Source organism: Kitasatospora sp. NPDC007106, from assembly GCF_040634455.1.
GTDB classification, from domain to species: domain Bacteria; phylum Actinomycetota; class Actinomycetes; order Streptomycetales; family Streptomycetaceae; genus Kitasatospora; species Kitasatospora arboriphila.
The window spans coordinates 1-16,692 of record NZ_JBEYFP010000089.1 but is presented as its reverse complement, the minus strand read 5'-3'; the positions used below and the strand labels follow the sequence as shown (position 1 = coordinate 16,692).

Sequence of the window (16,692 nt, the reverse complement as noted above, 5' to 3'; positions counted from 1 at the left end):
GAGGACGACGACCTCGGCGAGGCCGTCGAGGCGGGCACGGTGATCCTCGCCGGTGTCGTGCCCTCCACCGACACGGCTGTGTCGGACCCGGCCGGTAGTGTCCAGGGTGTCAGGACGCTGTGGAAGAGGCTCGGGTTCGGCCCCGAGCTGCTGGCCCGCCGCGTGGTGGTGACACCGACCTGCGGGCTGGCGGGGGCGTCCCCCGCGTACGCGCGCCGGGCGCTGACGTACAGCGCCAGGGCCGCGCAGAGCCTGGCGGACAACCCGGAGTGAGACGGTAGGAGGCGCACGGTGGCGGCGGTCGAGGGCTGGGAGGACGTTCCCGCGGAGGTCCGCAGGCGGCACGCCGAGCTGGCGGCCGAGGTGGAGGACCACCGCGCCCGCTACTACGAGCAGGACGCGCCGGTCGTCAGCGACGCCGAGTTCGACGCCCTGATGCGCGAACTGCAGGCGATCGAGGCCGACCACCCCGTGCTCCGCACGCCCGAGTCGCCCACCCAGAAGGTGGGCGGCGCCGTCGCCGAGGGCTTCGCCTCGGTGGAGCACCGGGAGCGCCTGCTCAGCCTCGACAACGCGATGGACGACGAGGAGCTCGCCGCCTGGGCCGAGCGCGTCGCCCGCGAGCTTTCCGGCCTCGACTACCACTACCTGTGCGAGCTCAAGGTGGACGGACTGGCCGTCAACCTCACCTACGAGCGCGGCGAGCTGGTGCTGGCCGCGACCCGCGGCGACGGTCGGGTCGGCGAGGACATCACCGCCAACGTGCGTACCATCAAGGAGATCCCGCACCGGCTGCAGGGCGACAACGTCCCCGAGCTGGTGGAGATCCGCGGCGAGGTGTACTTCCCGACGGAGGCCTTCGAGGCGCTGAACGCCTCCTTCGCCGCCGAGAACGAGCGCCGCCGCCTGGAGAACGAGGAGCGGGCCAAGGAGGGCAGACGGCCGCGCGCGATGGTCCGGCTGTTCATGAACCCGCGCAACGCCGCCGCCGGCTCGCTGCGCATGAAGGACCCGCTGGTCACCGCCTCCCGCCCGCTGCACATGGTGGTGCACGGCATCGGCGCCCGGGTCGGCTTCGACATCGACTGCCAGTCGCACGCCTACGACCTGCTGCGCGGATGGGGCCTGCCGACCGCCCGGCACAACCGGGTGGTCGGCACCCTCGACGAGGTCCGCGCCTTCATCAAGCAGTACGGCGAGCAGCGGCACTCCGTCGAGCACGAGATCGACGGCGTGGTGGTCAAGGTCGACGAGATCCCGCTGCAGGGCCGGCTCGGCGCCACCTCCTCGTCCCCGCGGTGGGCGATCGCCTGGAAGTACCCGCCGGAGGAGGTCACCGCCAAGCTCGCCAGCATCAAGATCGGCATCGGCCGCACCGGCCGGGCCACCCCGTACGCGGTCATGGCCGAGCCGGTGAAGGTGGCCGGCTCGATGGTCCAGTACGCGACCCTGCACAACCAGCAGGTCGTCAAGGCCAAGGGCGTCCTGCTGGGCGACACCGTGGTGCTGCGCAAGGCCGGCGACGTGATCCCGGAGATCCTCGGCCCGGTCGAGGACCTGCGGGACGGCACCGAGCAGGAGTTCGTGATGCCGACGCACTGCCACGAGTGCGGCACCGAGCTGCGTCCGATGTCCGAGGGCGACATCGACCTGCGCTGCCCCAACGCCCGGTACTGCCCGGCTCAGGTGCGCGAGCGCCTGGCGTACCTCGGCGGCCGCGAGTCGCTGGACGTCGAGGGCCTCGGCTACGTCGCCGCCACCGCGCTGACCCAGCCGCTGGAGCCCGCGGAGCCGCCTGTCAAGAACGAGGGGGACATCTTCGGCCTCACCGAGGAGCAGCTGCTGCCGATCAAGGTGCTGGTGCGCGACCCCAAGACCGGCATGCCCAAGCCGGACGACCGCACCGGCGAGGAGAAGGTGGTGACCTTCTTCGCCACCACCAAGGGCGAGCCGAAGAAGTCGCTGTCCGTGCTGATCGAGAACCTCGCCGCGGCCAAGGACCGCCCGCTGTGGCGGTACCTGAACGGCCTGTCGATCCGGCACGTCGGCCCGGTCGCCGCGCAGGCGCTGGCCCGCGAGTTCCGCGACCTGGACCGGATCTTCGCCGCCACCGAGGAGGAGCTGGCCGCCGCCGAGGGCGTCGGCCCGATCATCGCCCGGGCGGTCAAGGAGTGGTACGCCGAGGAGTGGCACCGGGAGATCGTGGAGAAGTGGCGGGCCGCCGGCGTGCGGTTCACCGAGGCCGGCGCCGAGGACGAGGGCGAGCGGCCGCTGGAGGGTCTGACCGTGGTCGTCACCGGCACCCTGGCCGGCCACACCCGGGACGGCGCCAAGGAGGCGCTGACCTCGCGCGGGGCCAAGGTGACCGGCTCGGTCTCCAAGAAGACGCACTTCGTGGTGGTCGGCGACAACCCCGGCTCCAAGTACGACAAGGCCGTGCAGCTGGGCGTGCCCGTCCTGGACGACGCCGGGTTCGCCGTGCTGCTGGAGCAGGGCGCCGACGCGGCCCGGGCGCACCTGGGCCTGGACACCGGGGAGCAGCCTACGGAGAAGGCCGCCGAGGGCCCGGCCGAGGAATCCGCGGAGCGGTCCGCCGAGGGCTGACCGGCCCGATCCTGTTATCGTCCTGACACCGCGTCACGGGGTGTGCCGGCCGGAAACCGGGCATTGTGTCACTGTCCGGCATCGGTCTGCCGGTGGCGCGCCCGGGGTTGTCCGAAAGTCCGCCCTGTCGGCGGACTCCGGCTTACCCTTGGCGCAACAGAGTGTCAGCAGGGGTGAATGGCGGCGGCTCCGGCCGCCGCTCGTGGGGCACCCCTGTACCTGACGTCCACCGGCACCGCACGGTGCCTCACCGTAAGGCGGCCTGACGGGGCGGGCCCGACGGAGGACAGGGCATATGGATCGTACGACCGGCGGCGCGCCCACACGCCCGCCGCAGGGGATGGCAGGGGCGGTCCTGCTGCTCGGCGTGCTGTTGGCCGGGGCCGCGCCGCTCATCCCGCTGGCCGTGCTGGTCTACCGGTACGAACCGGAGCTGCTGCCGCTGTTCGCCGTCCCGCTGGCGGTGCTGGTCGCCGCCTGGCGGATCGCCCGCGACCGGGCCCGGGACCAGCTCACCGACCCGCTGACCGACCTGCCGAACCGTCAGGCCCTGCTCCTCGCCGCCCAGGACGCCATCGCCCGGCACGACGGCGAGGAGGACTACAGCGTCGGCATCGTGCTGCTCGACCTGGACAGGTTCCGGTCGCTCAACGACGCCCTCGGCCACACCGCCGGCGACCGGCTGCTGGTGCACATCGCCCGCAGGCTGCACCGGGCGCTGCGGACCGGCCATTCCCGGCCGTCCGCCGACCCCGCCCGCACCACGCCCGACGAGGTGGCCGCGGCCCTGCCCTCCCCGCTGCACCGCGGCGGCCGGCCGGTGGTGGCCCGGATGGGCGGCGACGAGTTCGCCGTCCTGCTGCCGGGCGTCGGCCGCCCGGAGACCCTGGAGCGGATCGCCAAGGCGCTGATCGCCGAACTGGCCGCCCCGATCCGGCTGGACGGCCTGCTGCTCGTCCTGGAGGCCAGTGCAGGCGTCTGCGTCTACCCGGCGCACGCCCGGGACGCCGAATCGCTTCTGCGCCGGGCCGACGTCGCCATGGGCCACGCCCAGCGCGGCCGCAGCGGCGTCGAGGTCTACCACGAGGCCCAGGACACCGACACCCCGTACCGGATCGGCCTGCTCGGCGACCTGCGGCGCGCCCTGGAGACCGGCGAGGTGCAGCTGCACTACCAGCCGAAGGTCGCCTTCGACGGCCGGGTGGTCGGCCTGGAGGCGCTGCTGCGCTGGGAGCGGCCCGGCCAGGGCCGCGTCCCCCCGGACGAGTTCATCGGCCTCGCCGAGTCCAGCGGTCTGATGCCGCGGCTCACCGACTACGTGCTGGAGGCGGCGGTCGGCCAGCTCGCCGCCTGGCGCGACCAGGGGCTGCAGGTGCCCGTCGCGGTCAACGTCTCACCGCGGGACGTCCTCAACCCCGGCTTCGCCACCCGGGTCGCCGGCCACCTCACCCGGCACCGGGTGCCCGCCCACGCCCTCCAGCTGGAGATCACCGAGCGCCTGCTGCTCGACGACTCCCGGCGCGCCGCCGACACCCTGGCCGAACTGCGCCGCTACGGCGTCGGCATGTCCCTGGACGACTTCGGCACCGGGCACTCCTCGATGGCCCGGCTGCGCAGCCTGCCGGTCGGCGAGCTGAAGATCGACCGCTCCTTCGTCTCCCGGATGGTCGCCGACGACCACGACGCCGCGGTGGTGCGCTGCTCGGTCGAGCTCGCCCACTCGCTCGGGCTGACCGTGGTCGCCGAGGGCGTCGAGGACGACGAGACCTGGGAGCGGCTGCACGGCATGGGCGTCGACGCCGTGCAGGGCTGGCTGGTCTCCGCCGCGCTGCCCGCCGACCAGGCGACCGCCTGGCTGATGGTGCGGCAGACCGGTACCGCCCGGGTCGAGCGGCTCGCCCCGCAACAGCCGCTGGCCCCGCCCGTCCCGCAGCCGCGCTCGCTGCCGACCGTCCAGGCGCAGGCGGAGCTGCCGGCGCCGAGCGCCCCGCTGCCCGCCCCGACGACCCAGCAGTAGCGGCCGCCCGCGCGCCGCGGGCGGCCCGGGGGTGTGCGCAGGACGTCCGGGGGCAGACGCGTGCCCGGCCCGGAACGGCCGCCGGGCGCAGCGGCGCCGTGCTGCGGTCCCTTCGCACGCTGCCCTTGTTGCGGATGCGGTGGTTCCGGTTGAGTGTGACCCTCTGAGCACACACCGGACCGTCGAAGGAGACAGCCGTGAGCGAGCAGCGGACGGCGCGGACGCCCGCCGTCCTGGCCGGCCTCGTCCTGCTGGCCGGTGCCGCCGGTTGCGCCGGTACCGGTGCGGGCGGGGCGCCGGGCGCGGCCCCGGGCAGCTCGGGCAGCGGCACCGCGGCGCGCTCCTCGGCTGCGGCCTCGCCCGCCTCCGCCCAGCCGGAGAACGGCGTCGCCGCCCTCGCGGGGGCCGAGATCGTGCAGCGCTCGGTGGCCGCACTCAAGGAGGCCGGCTCCGTCCGGATCACCGGCCGCGGCAGCAGCCAGGGGCAGACCGTTACCTTCGACCTGTCCGCCGACACCGCCGGCAACTGCGCGGGCACCATGGGCCTCAGCGGCCAGGGCACCTTCCGCCTGGTCAAGCTCGGCACGCAGCTGTGGGTCAAGCCCGACGAGGTGTTCTGGCGCACCCACGGCGGCGCCGCCACCGAGGACCTGGTCGGCGACAAGTACCTGAAGACCACCACCGACAACACCGACTTCTCCGAGATCGGCACCGTCTGCGACCTCGACGCCCTCGGCAGCGCCCTGGTCGAGCAGACCCCCGGGGGACTCGCCGTCGGAAAGCCCGTCACCGTCGACGGCACCCCGGCCGTCCCCGTCACCGGCACCGCCGGCGGGGCGACCAGCACCCTCACGGTGGCCACCCGCGGCCGCCCGTACCCGCTGAGGATGGAGCGCACCGGCGGCGAGGAGACCGGCCGGGTCGAGCTCAAGGAGTTCGGCACGCCGGTGCCGACCGAGACGCCCGCCCCCTCCGACACCATCGACCTCGACCGGCTGAACGGCGACAGCGACGCACCCACCGACCCCTCCACGATGTCGCTCTGAGTACTCGCCCGCTCGCCTCCGGGCCCTCCTGGCCCGGCGCCGACGCTCTCCCCCGGCCTGACGGCCGGGAGGTGCCCCCACGTTCCGTCGCTCCTCCGTCGCTCCCTCCCTCGTCGCTCTCGCCGCCGGCGGGCGGTCGGGGACCCCTCCCGGTGGTGCGCCCGGGCCCGTGCGGCGCCGGGGGAGGCGGCGCGCGCCATAGGATGTGTCCTTAGACCAAGAGGACGGGCAAGCACCCGGTCTCACCCGAACCCGAACCTGAGGATCGCTGCATGCCTGGCATCACGCGCGAGGAGGTCGCCCACCTCGCTCGGCTGTCGCGTCTCGAATTGCAGGCCGAAGAGCTGGACCACTTCGCCGAGCAGCTCGACGTGATCATCGGCGCGGTCGCCCGCGTTTCCGAGGTCGCCGGACAGGACGTCCCGCCGACCTCCCACCCGCTGCCGCTGACCAACGTCATGCGCGCGGACGAGGTGCGGCCGTCGCTCACCCCCGAGCAGGCGCTGTCCGGCGCCCCGGCGAGCGAGGAGCAGCGTTTCCGTGTGCCCCAGATCCTCGGGGAGGACTGACCGATGACCGAGCTGATCAAGTACACGGCCGCGCAGACCGCCGCCGCCGTCTCCGCCGGCGAGGTCTCGGCCGTCGAGGTCGCGCAGGCCCACCTGGACCGGATCGAGGCCGTCGACAAGAAGGTCAACGCCTTCCTGCACGTCGACACCGAGGGCGCGCTGAAGGCCGCCCGCGCCGTCGACGACAAGCGCGCCCGCGGCGAGGAGCTCGGCCCGCTGGCCGGCGTCCCGCTCGCGCTCAAGGACGTCTTCACCACCAAGGGCGTTCCGACCACCTGCGGCTCGAAGATCCTCGAAGGCTGGATCCCGCCGTACGACGCCACGCTGACGGCCCGTCTGAAGGACGCCGGCGTCGTCATCCTCGGCAAGACCAACATGGACGAGTTCGCGATGGGCTCCTCCACCGAGAACTCGGCCTACGGCCCGACCGGCAACCCGTGGGACCTCTCCCGGATCCCCGGCGGCTCCGGCGGCGGTTCCGCGGCCGCGCTGGCCGCCTACGAGGCGCCGCTGGCCATCGGCACCGACACCGGCGGTTCGATCCGCCAGCCCGGCGCCGTCACCGGCACCGTCGGCGTCAAGCCGACCTACGGCTCGGTGTCCCGCTTCGGCCTGGTCGCCTTCTCCTCCTCGCTCGACCAGGGCGGCCCGTGCGCCCGCACCGTGCTGGACGCGGCGCTGCTGCACGAGGCCATCGCCGGCCACGACCCGCTGGACTCCACCTCCGTCGACGCGCCCGTCCCGGCCGTGGTCGAGGCGGCGCGGATGCGCGACGTCCGCGGCATGCGGATCGGCGTCGTCAAGGAGTTCGCCGGCGAGGGCTACCAGGCCGGCGTGATGCAGCGCTTCGAGGAGTCGGTCGAGCTGCTCCGCGAGCTCGGTGCCGAGGTCGTCGAGGTGTCCTGCCCGTCGTTCACCCTGGCGCTGCCCGCGTACTACCTGATCGCGCCGAGCGAGGCCTCCTCCAACCTGGCCCGCTTCGACGCCATGCGCTACGGCCTGCGGGTCGGCGACGACGGCAGCCGCAGCGCCGAGGAGGTCACCGCCCTCACCCGCGAGGCCGGCTTCGGCCCCGAGGTCAAGCGCCGCATCATGCTCGGCACCTACGCCCTCTCCTCGGGCTACTACGACGCCTACTACGGCTCGGCGCAGAAGGTCCGCACGCTGATCTCGCGGGACTTCGACGCCGCCTTCGCCGGGGTCGACGTGCTGGTCTCCCCGACCACCCCGACCACCGCCTTCCCGATCGGCGAGCGCGCCGACGACCCGATGGCGATGTACCTGGCGGACCTGTGCACCATCCCGTCGAACCTGGCGGGCAACGCGGCCATGTCGCTGCCCTGCGGCCTGGCCCCGGAGGACAATCTCCCGGTCGGCCTGCAGATCATCGCCCCCGCGATGGCGGACGACCGCCTGTACCGCGTGGGCGGCGCCGTCGAGGCCGCACTCAACGAGAAGTGGGGACACCCCCTGCTGGAGGAGGCACCGGCACTGTGAGCAGGATCGAGAAGGCCAAGGGCTTCAAGCACAGCAGGCCCGGCCTGTGGCTGTCCATCGGCACCAGCGCGTTCGGGGCGGTCACCATCGCCAAGGACGTCAAGAAGGCCCGGACCGAGAACGACACGCTCAAGCTGATCAACGCCCTGGTCGGCGCCGCCGCCCTGATCACCGGCACCGCGCTCCTCGTCCGCGAGCTCCGCCAGCTCGGCGACGACGACGTGCTGCTCGGCTGACGGACCTCGAAGAAGAAGTGAAGGAAACGCTGTGAGCGTCATCAGTCTGGTCTCGTACGAGGACGCGCTGGCCTCGTACGACCCGGTGATGGGCCTTGAGGTCCACGTCGAGCTGGGTACCAGGACCAAGATGTTCTGCGGGTGCTCGACCGAGCTCGGTGCCGAGCCGAACACCCAGACCTGCCCCACCTGCCTCGGCCTGCCCGGCTCGCTGCCGGTCGTCAACCGGATCGGCGTGGAGTCGGCGATCCGCATCGGCCTCGCCCTCAACTGCGAGATCGCCGAGTGGTGCCGGTTCGCCCGGAAGAACTACTTCTACCCGGACATGCCGAAGAACTTCCAGACCTCCCAGTACGACGAGCCGATCGCCTTCAACGGCTACCTCGACGTGCAGCTGGAGGACGGCGAGGTCTTCCGCGTGGAGATCGAGCGCGCCCACATGGAGGAGGACACCGGCAAGTCGACCCACGTCGGCGGTGCCACCGGCCGCATCCACGGCGCCGAGTACTCGCTGCTCGACTACAACCGGGCCGGCATCCCGCTGATCGAGATCGTCACCAAGCCGATCGTCGGCGCCGGCGAGCGCGCCCCCGAGGTCGCCAAGGCGTACGTCACCGAGCTGCGCGAGCTCATCCGCACCCTCGGCGTCTCCGAGGCCCGGATGGACAAGGGCCAGATGCGCTGCGACGTCAACCTGTCGCTGCGCCCGATCGGCCGGGAGAAGTTCGGCACCCGCAGCGAGACCAAGAACGTCAACTCGCTGCGCAGCGTCGAGCGGGCCGCCCGGTTCGAGATCCAGCGGCACGCCACCGTCCTGCAGGACGGCGGCACCATCGTCCAGGAGACCCGCCACTTCCACGAGGAGAACGGCAGCACCACCTCGGGCCGGATCAAGGAGGAGGCGGAGGACTACCGCTACTTCCCCGAGCCCGACCTGGTGCCGATCGCGCCCTCCCGGGAGTGGGTCGAGGAGCTGCGGGCCGCACTGCCCGAGCTGCCGCGGGTCCGCCGGGCCCGGCTGCAGGCCGAGTGGGGCCTGTCCGACAAGGACATGCAGGCGGTGCTGAACGCCGGCGCCGTCGAGCCGATCCTGGAGACCGTGGCCGCCGGCGCCCCCGCCGACCAGGCCCGCAAGTGGTGGCTGGGCGAGCTCGCCCGGCGCGCCAACGAGACCGGCACCGAGCTCGCCGACCAGCCGATCACCCCGGCCCAGGTGGCCCGGGTCTGCGCGCTCGTCGCCGAGGGCAAGCTCAACGACAAGCTGGCCCGCCAGGTCATCGAGGGCGTGCTGGCCGGCGAGGGCGAGCCGGACGAGGTCGTCGGCAAGCGCGGCCTCGCCGTGGTCTCGGACGACTCCGCGCTCGGCGCCGCCGTCGACCAGGCGATCGCCGACAACCCGGACGTCGCCGCGAAGATCCGCGACGGCAAGGTGCAGGCCGTCGGCGCCCTGGTCGGCGCCGTCATGAAGGCCACCCGCGGCCAGGCCGACGCCGCCCGCGTCAAGGACCTCATCCTGGAGCGCCTCGGCGCCTGAGGACCTGCCCGGCCCGCTCTGAGGTACCCCTAGGTACCTCGGAGCGGCCCCAGGCCCGTGCCCGCCCCGACTAAGGGGCCGGCACGGGCCTGCTGCGTTCCCGGGGCCCGGCGTCTGAGCCCGGCGGCCCCGGAAGATCCGGCAGCCTCCCGATGTGCCCGGCCCCCCTCGGAGAGGAGTCTCGGTACCAGGACGACAGAACCGGGACAGAACGAGGTGAACCGCCGTGATGGAGTACGAGCTCTTCCTGCAGCGCCAGCGGGAACTCGAGCACCGGGCCGGGATCGAGCGGCTGGCACACGAAGCCGTACGGGCCGGCGGACCGCGGGCCGGCAGACTGCGCCGGTTCGCCCGGAGCCTGCGGCACGCCGCCCCCGTGGCCGCGCCGCTGCGCACCGCCGGACCGGCCGGATGCTGATGTCGGGCGGCCCCGGGGACCGCGCGGGGGAGGACGCCCACGGCGCCCTCCCCGTCGGCCGTCCACTCCCTGGGACCGCATCTCAGTTCGTGTCCGAATCCTGTGCCATGCTCGCCAGCATGGAGCAGATTGCGGTCAGCCCTGTCTTCGTCGGCCGCGGCCGTGAGACCGAGCTCCTCGCCACCGCGCTGGCCCGGGCCGCAGCGGGCGAGCCCCAGGCCGTCCTCGTCGGCGGCGAGGCCGGCATCGGCAAGACCCGCCTGGTGGAGGAGTTCCTGTACGGCGTCGGCGCACCGTCCGCCGTCGCCGCGGTCGGCGGCTGCCTGGAGGTCGGTGCCGAGGGCCTGCCCTACGGCCCGCTGGCCACCGCGCTGCGCCGGCTGCACAGCGAACTCGGCCCCGCCTTCGAACAGGCCGCGGCCGGCATGGAGGGCCACCTCGCCCGGCTGCTGCCGGAGTTCGGCGAGGCGGACGCCGGCTCCAACGACGAGTTCGGCCGCGCCCGGCTCTTCGACCACACCACCCGGCTGATCGAGCGGCTCGCCGAGGACCGCACGCTCGTCCTGGTCGTCGAGGACCTGCACTGGTCCGACCGCTCCACCCGCGACCTGCTCGCCTACCTGATCCGCACCCTGCACCGCGCCCGGGTGCTCGTCCTCGCCACCTACCGCAGCGACGACCTGCACCGCCGCCACCCGCTCCGCCCGTACCTGGCCGAACTGGAACGGCTGCGTACCGCCCAGCGGCTGGAACTGGAACGCTTCGGGCCGGCCGAGACCGCCGCCCAGCTGGCCGGCATCCTCGGCGTCGCCTCGCCCGACCGGGTCCTGGTGGACCGCATCCACCGCCGTGCCGAGGGCAACCCGTTCTTCGTCGAGCAGCTCGCCTCCGCCGCCCGCGAGGGCTGCACCGCCGGCATCCCGGACAGCCTCCGCGACATCCTGCTCGTCCGGGTGGAGACCCTGCCCGACCACACCCAGCAGATCCTGCGGATCGCCGCCGAGGGCGGCACCCGGGTCGAGCACGACCTGCTGGCCGCCGTCCTCGACGACCCCGAGGAGGCGCTGATCGAGGCGCTGCGCACCGCCGTCGGCGCCGGCGTGCTGCGCCCCGACACCGACGGCGACGGCTACTGCTTCCGGCACGCCCTCGTCCGCGAGGCCGTCTCCGACGACCTGCTGCCCGGCGAACGGCACCGCATCAACCGCCGCTTCGCCGCCGTCCTGGAGGCCGACCCCGGGCTCGTCCGCGGCGAGGCCTGCGCGGCCCGGCTGGCCAACTACTGGTACCACGCGCACGAGGCGGACCGGGCGCTGCCCACCGCCCTGGAGGCCGCCCTGCAGGCCCGCCGCCGCAACGCCTTCGCCGAGCAGCTGCGCATGCTGGAACGCGTCCTGGAACTGTGGGACGAGGTGCCGGACGGCGTCCGCAGCACCCCCGTCCGCCCCTACGACCGGACCGAGACCTACCCCTCCTGCGGCTGCACCGGCGAGGCGCACGAGCCCGGCTGCGCCGGGCTGCAACTGGTCGACGTGCTGGCGGAGGCCGTCGTCGCGGCCCGCCGCAGCGGCGACTGGGACCGCGCGGTCACGCTCGTGCGGCGCGCCCTGGACCTGCTCGACGAGGACACCGAACCCGCCCGCGCGGCGTGGTTCCGGGTGCAGCTCGCCAAGACCTGCGGGCACCTGGAACGCCCCGACGGCGGCGAGATCCAGTACGCCTACCGGCTGGTGTCCGGACTCGGCCCGTCCGCCGTCCAGGCCGAGGTGCTGGCGATGGAGGCCGCCCAGGGCATGCTGGGCCACCCCGACCGCTCCCACATGGCCGTCGCCGAACAGGCCGCCGGGATCGCCCGCGAGGTCGGCGCCGACGCCGTCGAACAGCACGCCCGGATCACCCTGGCGGGCCTCTACAGCGAGTTCGGCGAGCCGGAACGCGCCATCGCCCTGCTCACCGACGCCATCGGCCGGGCCCGCGAACTCGGCGCCGCCGACGTGCTCTGCCGCGGCCTCAACAACCTGTCCTGCCTGATGCAGAGCCTCGGCCGCTCCGCGGAGGCCCTGGACCGCGCCCGCGAGGGCCTCCAGGTCGCCGGCCGCACCGGCCTGCTCGGCACCGCCGGCGGCTGCCTCACCGGCAACCTGGTGGAGGCGCTCACCGCCCTCGGCCGCTGCGCCGAGGCCGCCGCGACCCTCGACGCCTGGGAGTACGGGCCGCCGCTCGACCCGTACCACGAGTTCCTCGACCGGCTCCGCGGCGAGCTCAGCTTCCTGGCGGGCGACCTGGACTCCGCCGCGGAGCTCAACCGGCGGGCCCGCGCGGCGGACCTCGCCCGCCAGCCGCAGAACGTCCTGCCCTCCGCGATGCTCGCGGTGCGGATCCACGCCCGGCAGGGCAGGCCGCTCGCCGCCCGGTCGGAACTGCTCGCCACGCTCGACATCGAGCTCACCACCGGCCACGAGGCGCTGATGCTGCCGCTGCTCGTGCACGGCGCCGGCGCGGAGGCCGACTCGCACGGCCTGCCCGCCGCCGACCTCGGCCGCCCGGTGGTGCTGCGGCGGATCGCGGAGGCCGCCGCCCGGCTCGAACCGCAGGTCCCGCTGCATCGGGCCTGGGTGCGCCTGCTGGACGGCGAGCTCGCCCGCGCCGAGGGCCGCGACGCCCGCCGGCACTGGGCCGAGGCGATCGGGCTGCTGCGCCCGGTGGGCCTGCCCGGCCCGCTGGCGCTGGCCCTGCTGCGGGCCGCCGAGAGCGCGGCCGCGGCGGGCCGCCGGGACGAGGCGCGCGCCCTGCTGGAGGAGGCCGCCGACACCGCCAGGGCGAGCGGCGACCGGTACCTGGAGTCGGAGGTCGCGCACCTGGCCGGGCGCGCCCGGCTGACCGCCGAGCGGGCCGAGGCCCGAGACGGCGCACGGACCGCCGCCGACGACGGGCCGGAACTCGGCCTCACCCCGCGCGAGCGGGACGTGCTGCGGCTGCTCACCCTCGGCCGCACCAACCGGCAGATCGCCGAGGAGCTGTACATCTCGCCGAAGACCGCCAGCGTGCACGTCTCCAACATCCTCGCCAAGCTCGGCGTGAGCGGCCGCGGCGAGGCGGCGGCGGTCGCCCACCGGCTGCGGCTCTTCGAGGCGGAGACGGCCGTGTAGGTCCCGGAGGAGAGGCCCGGGGCCCGTCGGCGCGGCTGACGGAGGATCGGCCGAACGGGGGGCGCGAGGGGCGCGTGTGAGCGCGCGCCCCTCGACCGTGCGCCGCCGACACCCACCGGAAGGACTGGACCAGCGCTGCCGCCGGGCGTCCGCTCATTACTCTAAGTTGAATGCACGTGCCGTTGAGTGACGGCAGTGGTGTAGTGTCCCGAGCGGGAACACCGGTACGGCAGAGCGGAACGGGCCCCCCGCGACATGATGTTGACGTGGCGTCAGATCGCGCGGCCGCGCCGCCGCACAGCCGTGGTCCGGGCACGGACGAGCCCCGGGCCGGAGGGGGAGATGTCGAGTGAACTCCACCGATGCGGTGCTGCCCGCCGAGGTCCCGGCCCCCGCACCGGCCTCCGGGGCGGCTGCCGGATCGAGCTCCGCGCCCGCTCCGCGCTCCCGCGCACGCCTCTGCCGCACCGTCCGAGGCCGCCGCTCCGCGAGACCCGGCCGGCCCGGTCGGCCCGCGCGCCGCATCGGGGTCCCGGCCGTCCTGCTCGTCCTGCTCGGCGCCGGCTACACCACCGGCGCCGCCCTCGGCTGGGGCTCCCGCGAAGTCTCCCTGGTCATGGGTGACTTCGGCCTCGCCGCGGCCGCCGCCGCGGCCGCCCTCTCCTGTCTGGTGCACGGCTTCCGGGTCGGCGGCCCGGCCCGGTCCGCCTGGCTGCTCTTCGGCCTGGCCTCCGCCGTGGTCGCCTTCGGCAACGGCGCCTGGGGCTGGTACGAGGTCGTGCTGCGCACCCCGCTGCCGCAGGACTCGCCCGCCGACTACGCCTTCCTGCTGTTCGCCCCGCTCGCCATCACCGGCCTGCTGGTGCTCGCCCAGCGCCCGCGCACCTTGGCCGGCTGGTTCTGCCTGCTGCTGGACGGCTGGCTGGTCGCCGGCTCGCTGTTCACCCTCAGCTGGAGCCTCGCGCTCGGCCGCACCGCCCAGGGCCAGTCCGGCGACCCGATGGAGGTCGCGCTCGCCCTCGCCTACCCGGTGATGGACATCCTGCTGGTCAGCCTGGTCGTCGGGCTGCGCTTCCGGCGCCGGGACGGCAACCGGGCGGCCGTCCACACCGCGATGCTCGCGCTCGCCGTCACCGTGGTCTGCGACGCCCTGTTCACCGCCCCCGAACTGCGCAACAGCTACCACTCCGGCGAACTGCTCGACGCCGGCTGGTTCGCCGGCAGTCTGCTGCTCGCCTGGGCCCCGTGGTCCCCGGACGCCCGCCGCTCCTCCCGCGAGCACCCCTCGGCCGGCGGCCTGCCCCGGCGCCGGGTCGCCTCCACCTTCAGCGCGCTCACCCCGTACGCCGCGGCCGCCGTCTGCACCGCCGGCATCCTCTACAACGCCCTCGGCGACGGCCACCCCGTCGACCGGGTGGTACTGGCCGCCGCCTGCACCGTCGGCCTCGCGCTGATCGTGCGGCAGGGCGTGATGCTGCTCGACAACCTCTCGCTCGCCCAGGAGCTCGCCCACAAGGAGGCGCACTTCCGCTCCCTGGTGCAGGGCTCCAGCGACGTCATCATGATCGCCGCCGCCGACGGCGAGCTGTCCTACGTCAGCCCCGCCGCCCTCGGCGTGTACTCCCGCGACCCGGAGGACCTGGTCGGCGGCAACCTGCTCGACCTGGTCCACCCCGAGGACGTCGAACGGGTGCTCCGCGAGGTCCGCCGCTTCCTCGCCCGCAGCCACCTGCCCGGCCTCGCCGAGAGCACCGAGCCCTCCGCCCGGGTCGAGTGCCGCATCCGCTCCGGCACCGGCGAGTGGCTGCACGTGGAGTCCACCCTCAACCGGCACCGCGACGGACTGATCCTCAACAGCCGCGACGTCACCGAGCGGGTCGCCCTCCAGGCCCAGCTGCAGCACAACGCCTTCCACGACCCGCTCACCGACCTGCCCAACCGGGCGCTGTTCGTCCAGCGGCTCGGCGCGGCCCTGGGGGCCGGCGGTTCCGACGGCGCCCCCGGCCCCGGAGGCCCGGGCTCGGGCGGTTCGGGCGCGGGCGGTTCGGACGGCCGGGCGGGCGACCGGGACGGCGTCGCCGTCCTCTTCCTCGACCTCGACGGCTTCAAGGCCGTCAACGACACCGTCGGCCACCAGGCCGGCGACGAACTGCTCGTCCAGGCCGCCGGCCGGCTGCGCCGCGCGGTGCGCTCCGGCGACACCGTGGCCCGCTTCGGCGGCGACGAGTTCGCCGTGCTGGTCTGCGGCCGGCTCGGCCCGGAGCGCGTCCGCGACCTCGCCGAGCGGGTCCGCGCCGCGCTCTCCGAGCCGTACTGGATCGGCGGCGCGGAGCTCGGCGTCGCCGCCAGCATCGGCATCGCCTTCGCCTCGCCCGGCCACGGCCCCGACCCCAAGGCCGCCACCGACGAGCTCATGCGCAACGCCGACCTCGCGATGTACCGCGCCAAGTCCCGGGGCAAGGGCCGGGTGGTGCTCTACCGGCCCGGCATGCGGGCCGAGGTCGAGCGCCGCAGCGAACTGGAGGCGCGGCTGCGCACCGCCGTCCGCGAGGGCGGCTTCACCCTGCTCCACCAGCCCGTGGTGGACCTCGCCACCGGCGTGGTCGTCGGCCTCGACGCCCAGCCCCGCTGGCGCTCCGCACAGGGCCTGCTGCTCACCCCCACCGAGTTCCTGCGCACCGCCGAGCCCGGCGACGCGGCCGCCCGGTTCGCCCGCTGGCTGCTCCAGGAGGCGGTCACCGCGGCCGCCGCCCGCCGCCGCGACCGGGCCGGCTCGGTGCCCGTCCGGGTCCGGCTCACCGCCGAGCGGATCTGCGCCCCCGGCCTGTACGAGACGGTCGCCGCCGCGCTGCGCGAGAGCGGCCTGCCCCCCGAGCTGCTGGTGGTCGAACTGGCCAGGACGGGCCCGGACCGCACCGCCGACGAGGTGGCCCGCAGGCTCTCCGCGCTGCGCCGCCTCGGGGTGTCCACCGCGGTCGGCGGCTTCGGTGCGGGCGGCGGCTCGCTCGGGGCGCTGGCCCGGCTGCCGCTGGACACCCTCGGGCTCGACCGCAGCCTCGTCCAGGAGGTCGCCGACTCCGCCCTCGCCCGGGCGCTGGTCGGGCACGCGCTGCGGCTCGGCCGGGACCTCGGCCTGGTGACCGCCGCCGACGGGGTGGACCACCCGCGGCAGGCCGTGGTGCTGCAGGAGCTCGGCTGCCGCCAGGCGCAGGGCCCGGTCTTCGCGCCGCCGCTGGACGAGCCGCGGCTGCGCCGGGCGCTGGCCCGCCGCTCGTACCCGGTGCCGCGGCCGGCCGGGTCGGCGTCCGGGCGCCGTCCGCACCTCGCCGCGGACACCCGGGCGGGTGGCCGGGCCGAGGCCGCGCCGGGTCGGCCGGGGCACCATCACACCCCCTCCGACCTGCCGGAACGCCACACCGTGGGGGGTCCGTCCGGGGGTCCGCATGGTGAGACCTCCGTCCCACCAGCTTGACACCCCCCGTCGAGGGGGAGGAAGGTCGGTGCCATGCGCACCCGAATTCTCGTACTTGGCGGGCGCGTCGGCTGAGTGGGCCCGTGTGCTCCACATCAGAGAGACCGACGCGCCACCCCTCGCATGCCCTGGGCACGAGGGGTTTTTTGT

The 16,692-nt window shown here is 74.6% G+C and carries 9 protein-coding genes and 2 pseudogenes; all 11 read left to right on the top strand.

The features are described from left to right. Window positions 1-273 (top strand): annotated as a pseudogene (locus ABZ641_RS11505) (methionine synthase); the annotation flags it as partial. 18 nt (window positions 274-291) lie between these two features. Further along, entirely contained in the window at window positions 292-2,604 is a 2,313-nt protein-coding gene (gene ligA, locus ABZ641_RS11500) for an NAD-dependent DNA ligase LigA (protein ID WP_344622911.1), read from the top strand. Window positions 2,605-2,962: 358 nt separating this feature from the next. Next, window positions 2,963-4,621, top strand: a pseudogene (locus tag ABZ641_RS11495) (bifunctional diguanylate cyclase/phosphodiesterase); the annotation flags it as partial. 197 nt (window positions 4,622-4,818) lie between these two features. After that, entirely contained in the window at window positions 4,819-5,667 is an 849-nt protein-coding gene (locus ABZ641_RS11490; RefSeq protein WP_344622912.1) for a hypothetical protein, read from the top strand. A 272-nt stretch (window positions 5,668-5,939) separates the two neighbouring features. Beyond that, the gene (gene gatC / locus ABZ641_RS11485) at window positions 5,940-6,236 is read left to right on the top strand and encodes an Asp-tRNA(Asn)/Glu-tRNA(Gln) amidotransferase subunit GatC (RefSeq protein ID WP_033820075.1); all 297 of its coding nucleotides are present in this window, start codon (window positions 5,940-5,942) and stop codon (window positions 6,234-6,236) included. A 3-nt stretch (window positions 6,237-6,239) separates the two neighbouring features. Continuing rightward, window positions 6,240-7,733, top strand: a complete 1,494-nt coding sequence (gatA, locus tag ABZ641_RS11480; RefSeq protein WP_344622913.1) for an Asp-tRNA(Asn)/Glu-tRNA(Gln) amidotransferase subunit GatA — start codon at window positions 6,240-6,242, stop codon at window positions 7,731-7,733. Then, window positions 7,730-7,969 carry a hypothetical protein gene (locus ABZ641_RS11475; protein WP_344622914.1) on the top strand — a complete coding sequence of 80 codons (240 nt, stop codon included), beginning with the start codon at window positions 7,730-7,732 and terminating at the stop codon, window positions 7,967-7,969. Before gatA ends, ABZ641_RS11475 begins: the two co-directional genes overlap by 4 nt. Window positions 7,970-8,000: 31 nt before the next feature. Next, window positions 8,001-9,503, top strand: a complete 1,503-nt coding sequence (gene gatB, locus ABZ641_RS11470; RefSeq protein ID WP_344622915.1) for an Asp-tRNA(Asn)/Glu-tRNA(Gln) amidotransferase subunit GatB — start codon at window positions 8,001-8,003, stop codon at window positions 9,501-9,503. A gap of 226 nt (window positions 9,504-9,729) precedes the next feature. Further along, window positions 9,730-9,921, top strand: a complete 192-nt coding sequence (locus tag ABZ641_RS11465; RefSeq protein WP_359980980.1) for a hypothetical protein — start codon at window positions 9,730-9,732, stop codon at window positions 9,919-9,921. A gap of 119 nt (window positions 9,922-10,040) precedes the next feature. Further along, window positions 10,041-13,070, top strand: coding sequence for an AAA family ATPase (locus ABZ641_RS11460; protein ID WP_359980977.1), 3,030 nt, complete (start codon window positions 10,041-10,043; stop codon window positions 13,068-13,070). A 523-nt stretch (window positions 13,071-13,593) separates the two neighbouring features. Beyond that, on the top strand, window positions 13,594-16,542 hold the full coding sequence (locus tag ABZ641_RS11455; RefSeq protein ID WP_359980984.1) for an EAL domain-containing protein: 2,949 nt from the start codon (window positions 13,594-13,596) through the stop codon (window positions 16,540-16,542). Window positions 16,543-16,692: the final 150 nt, after the last annotated feature.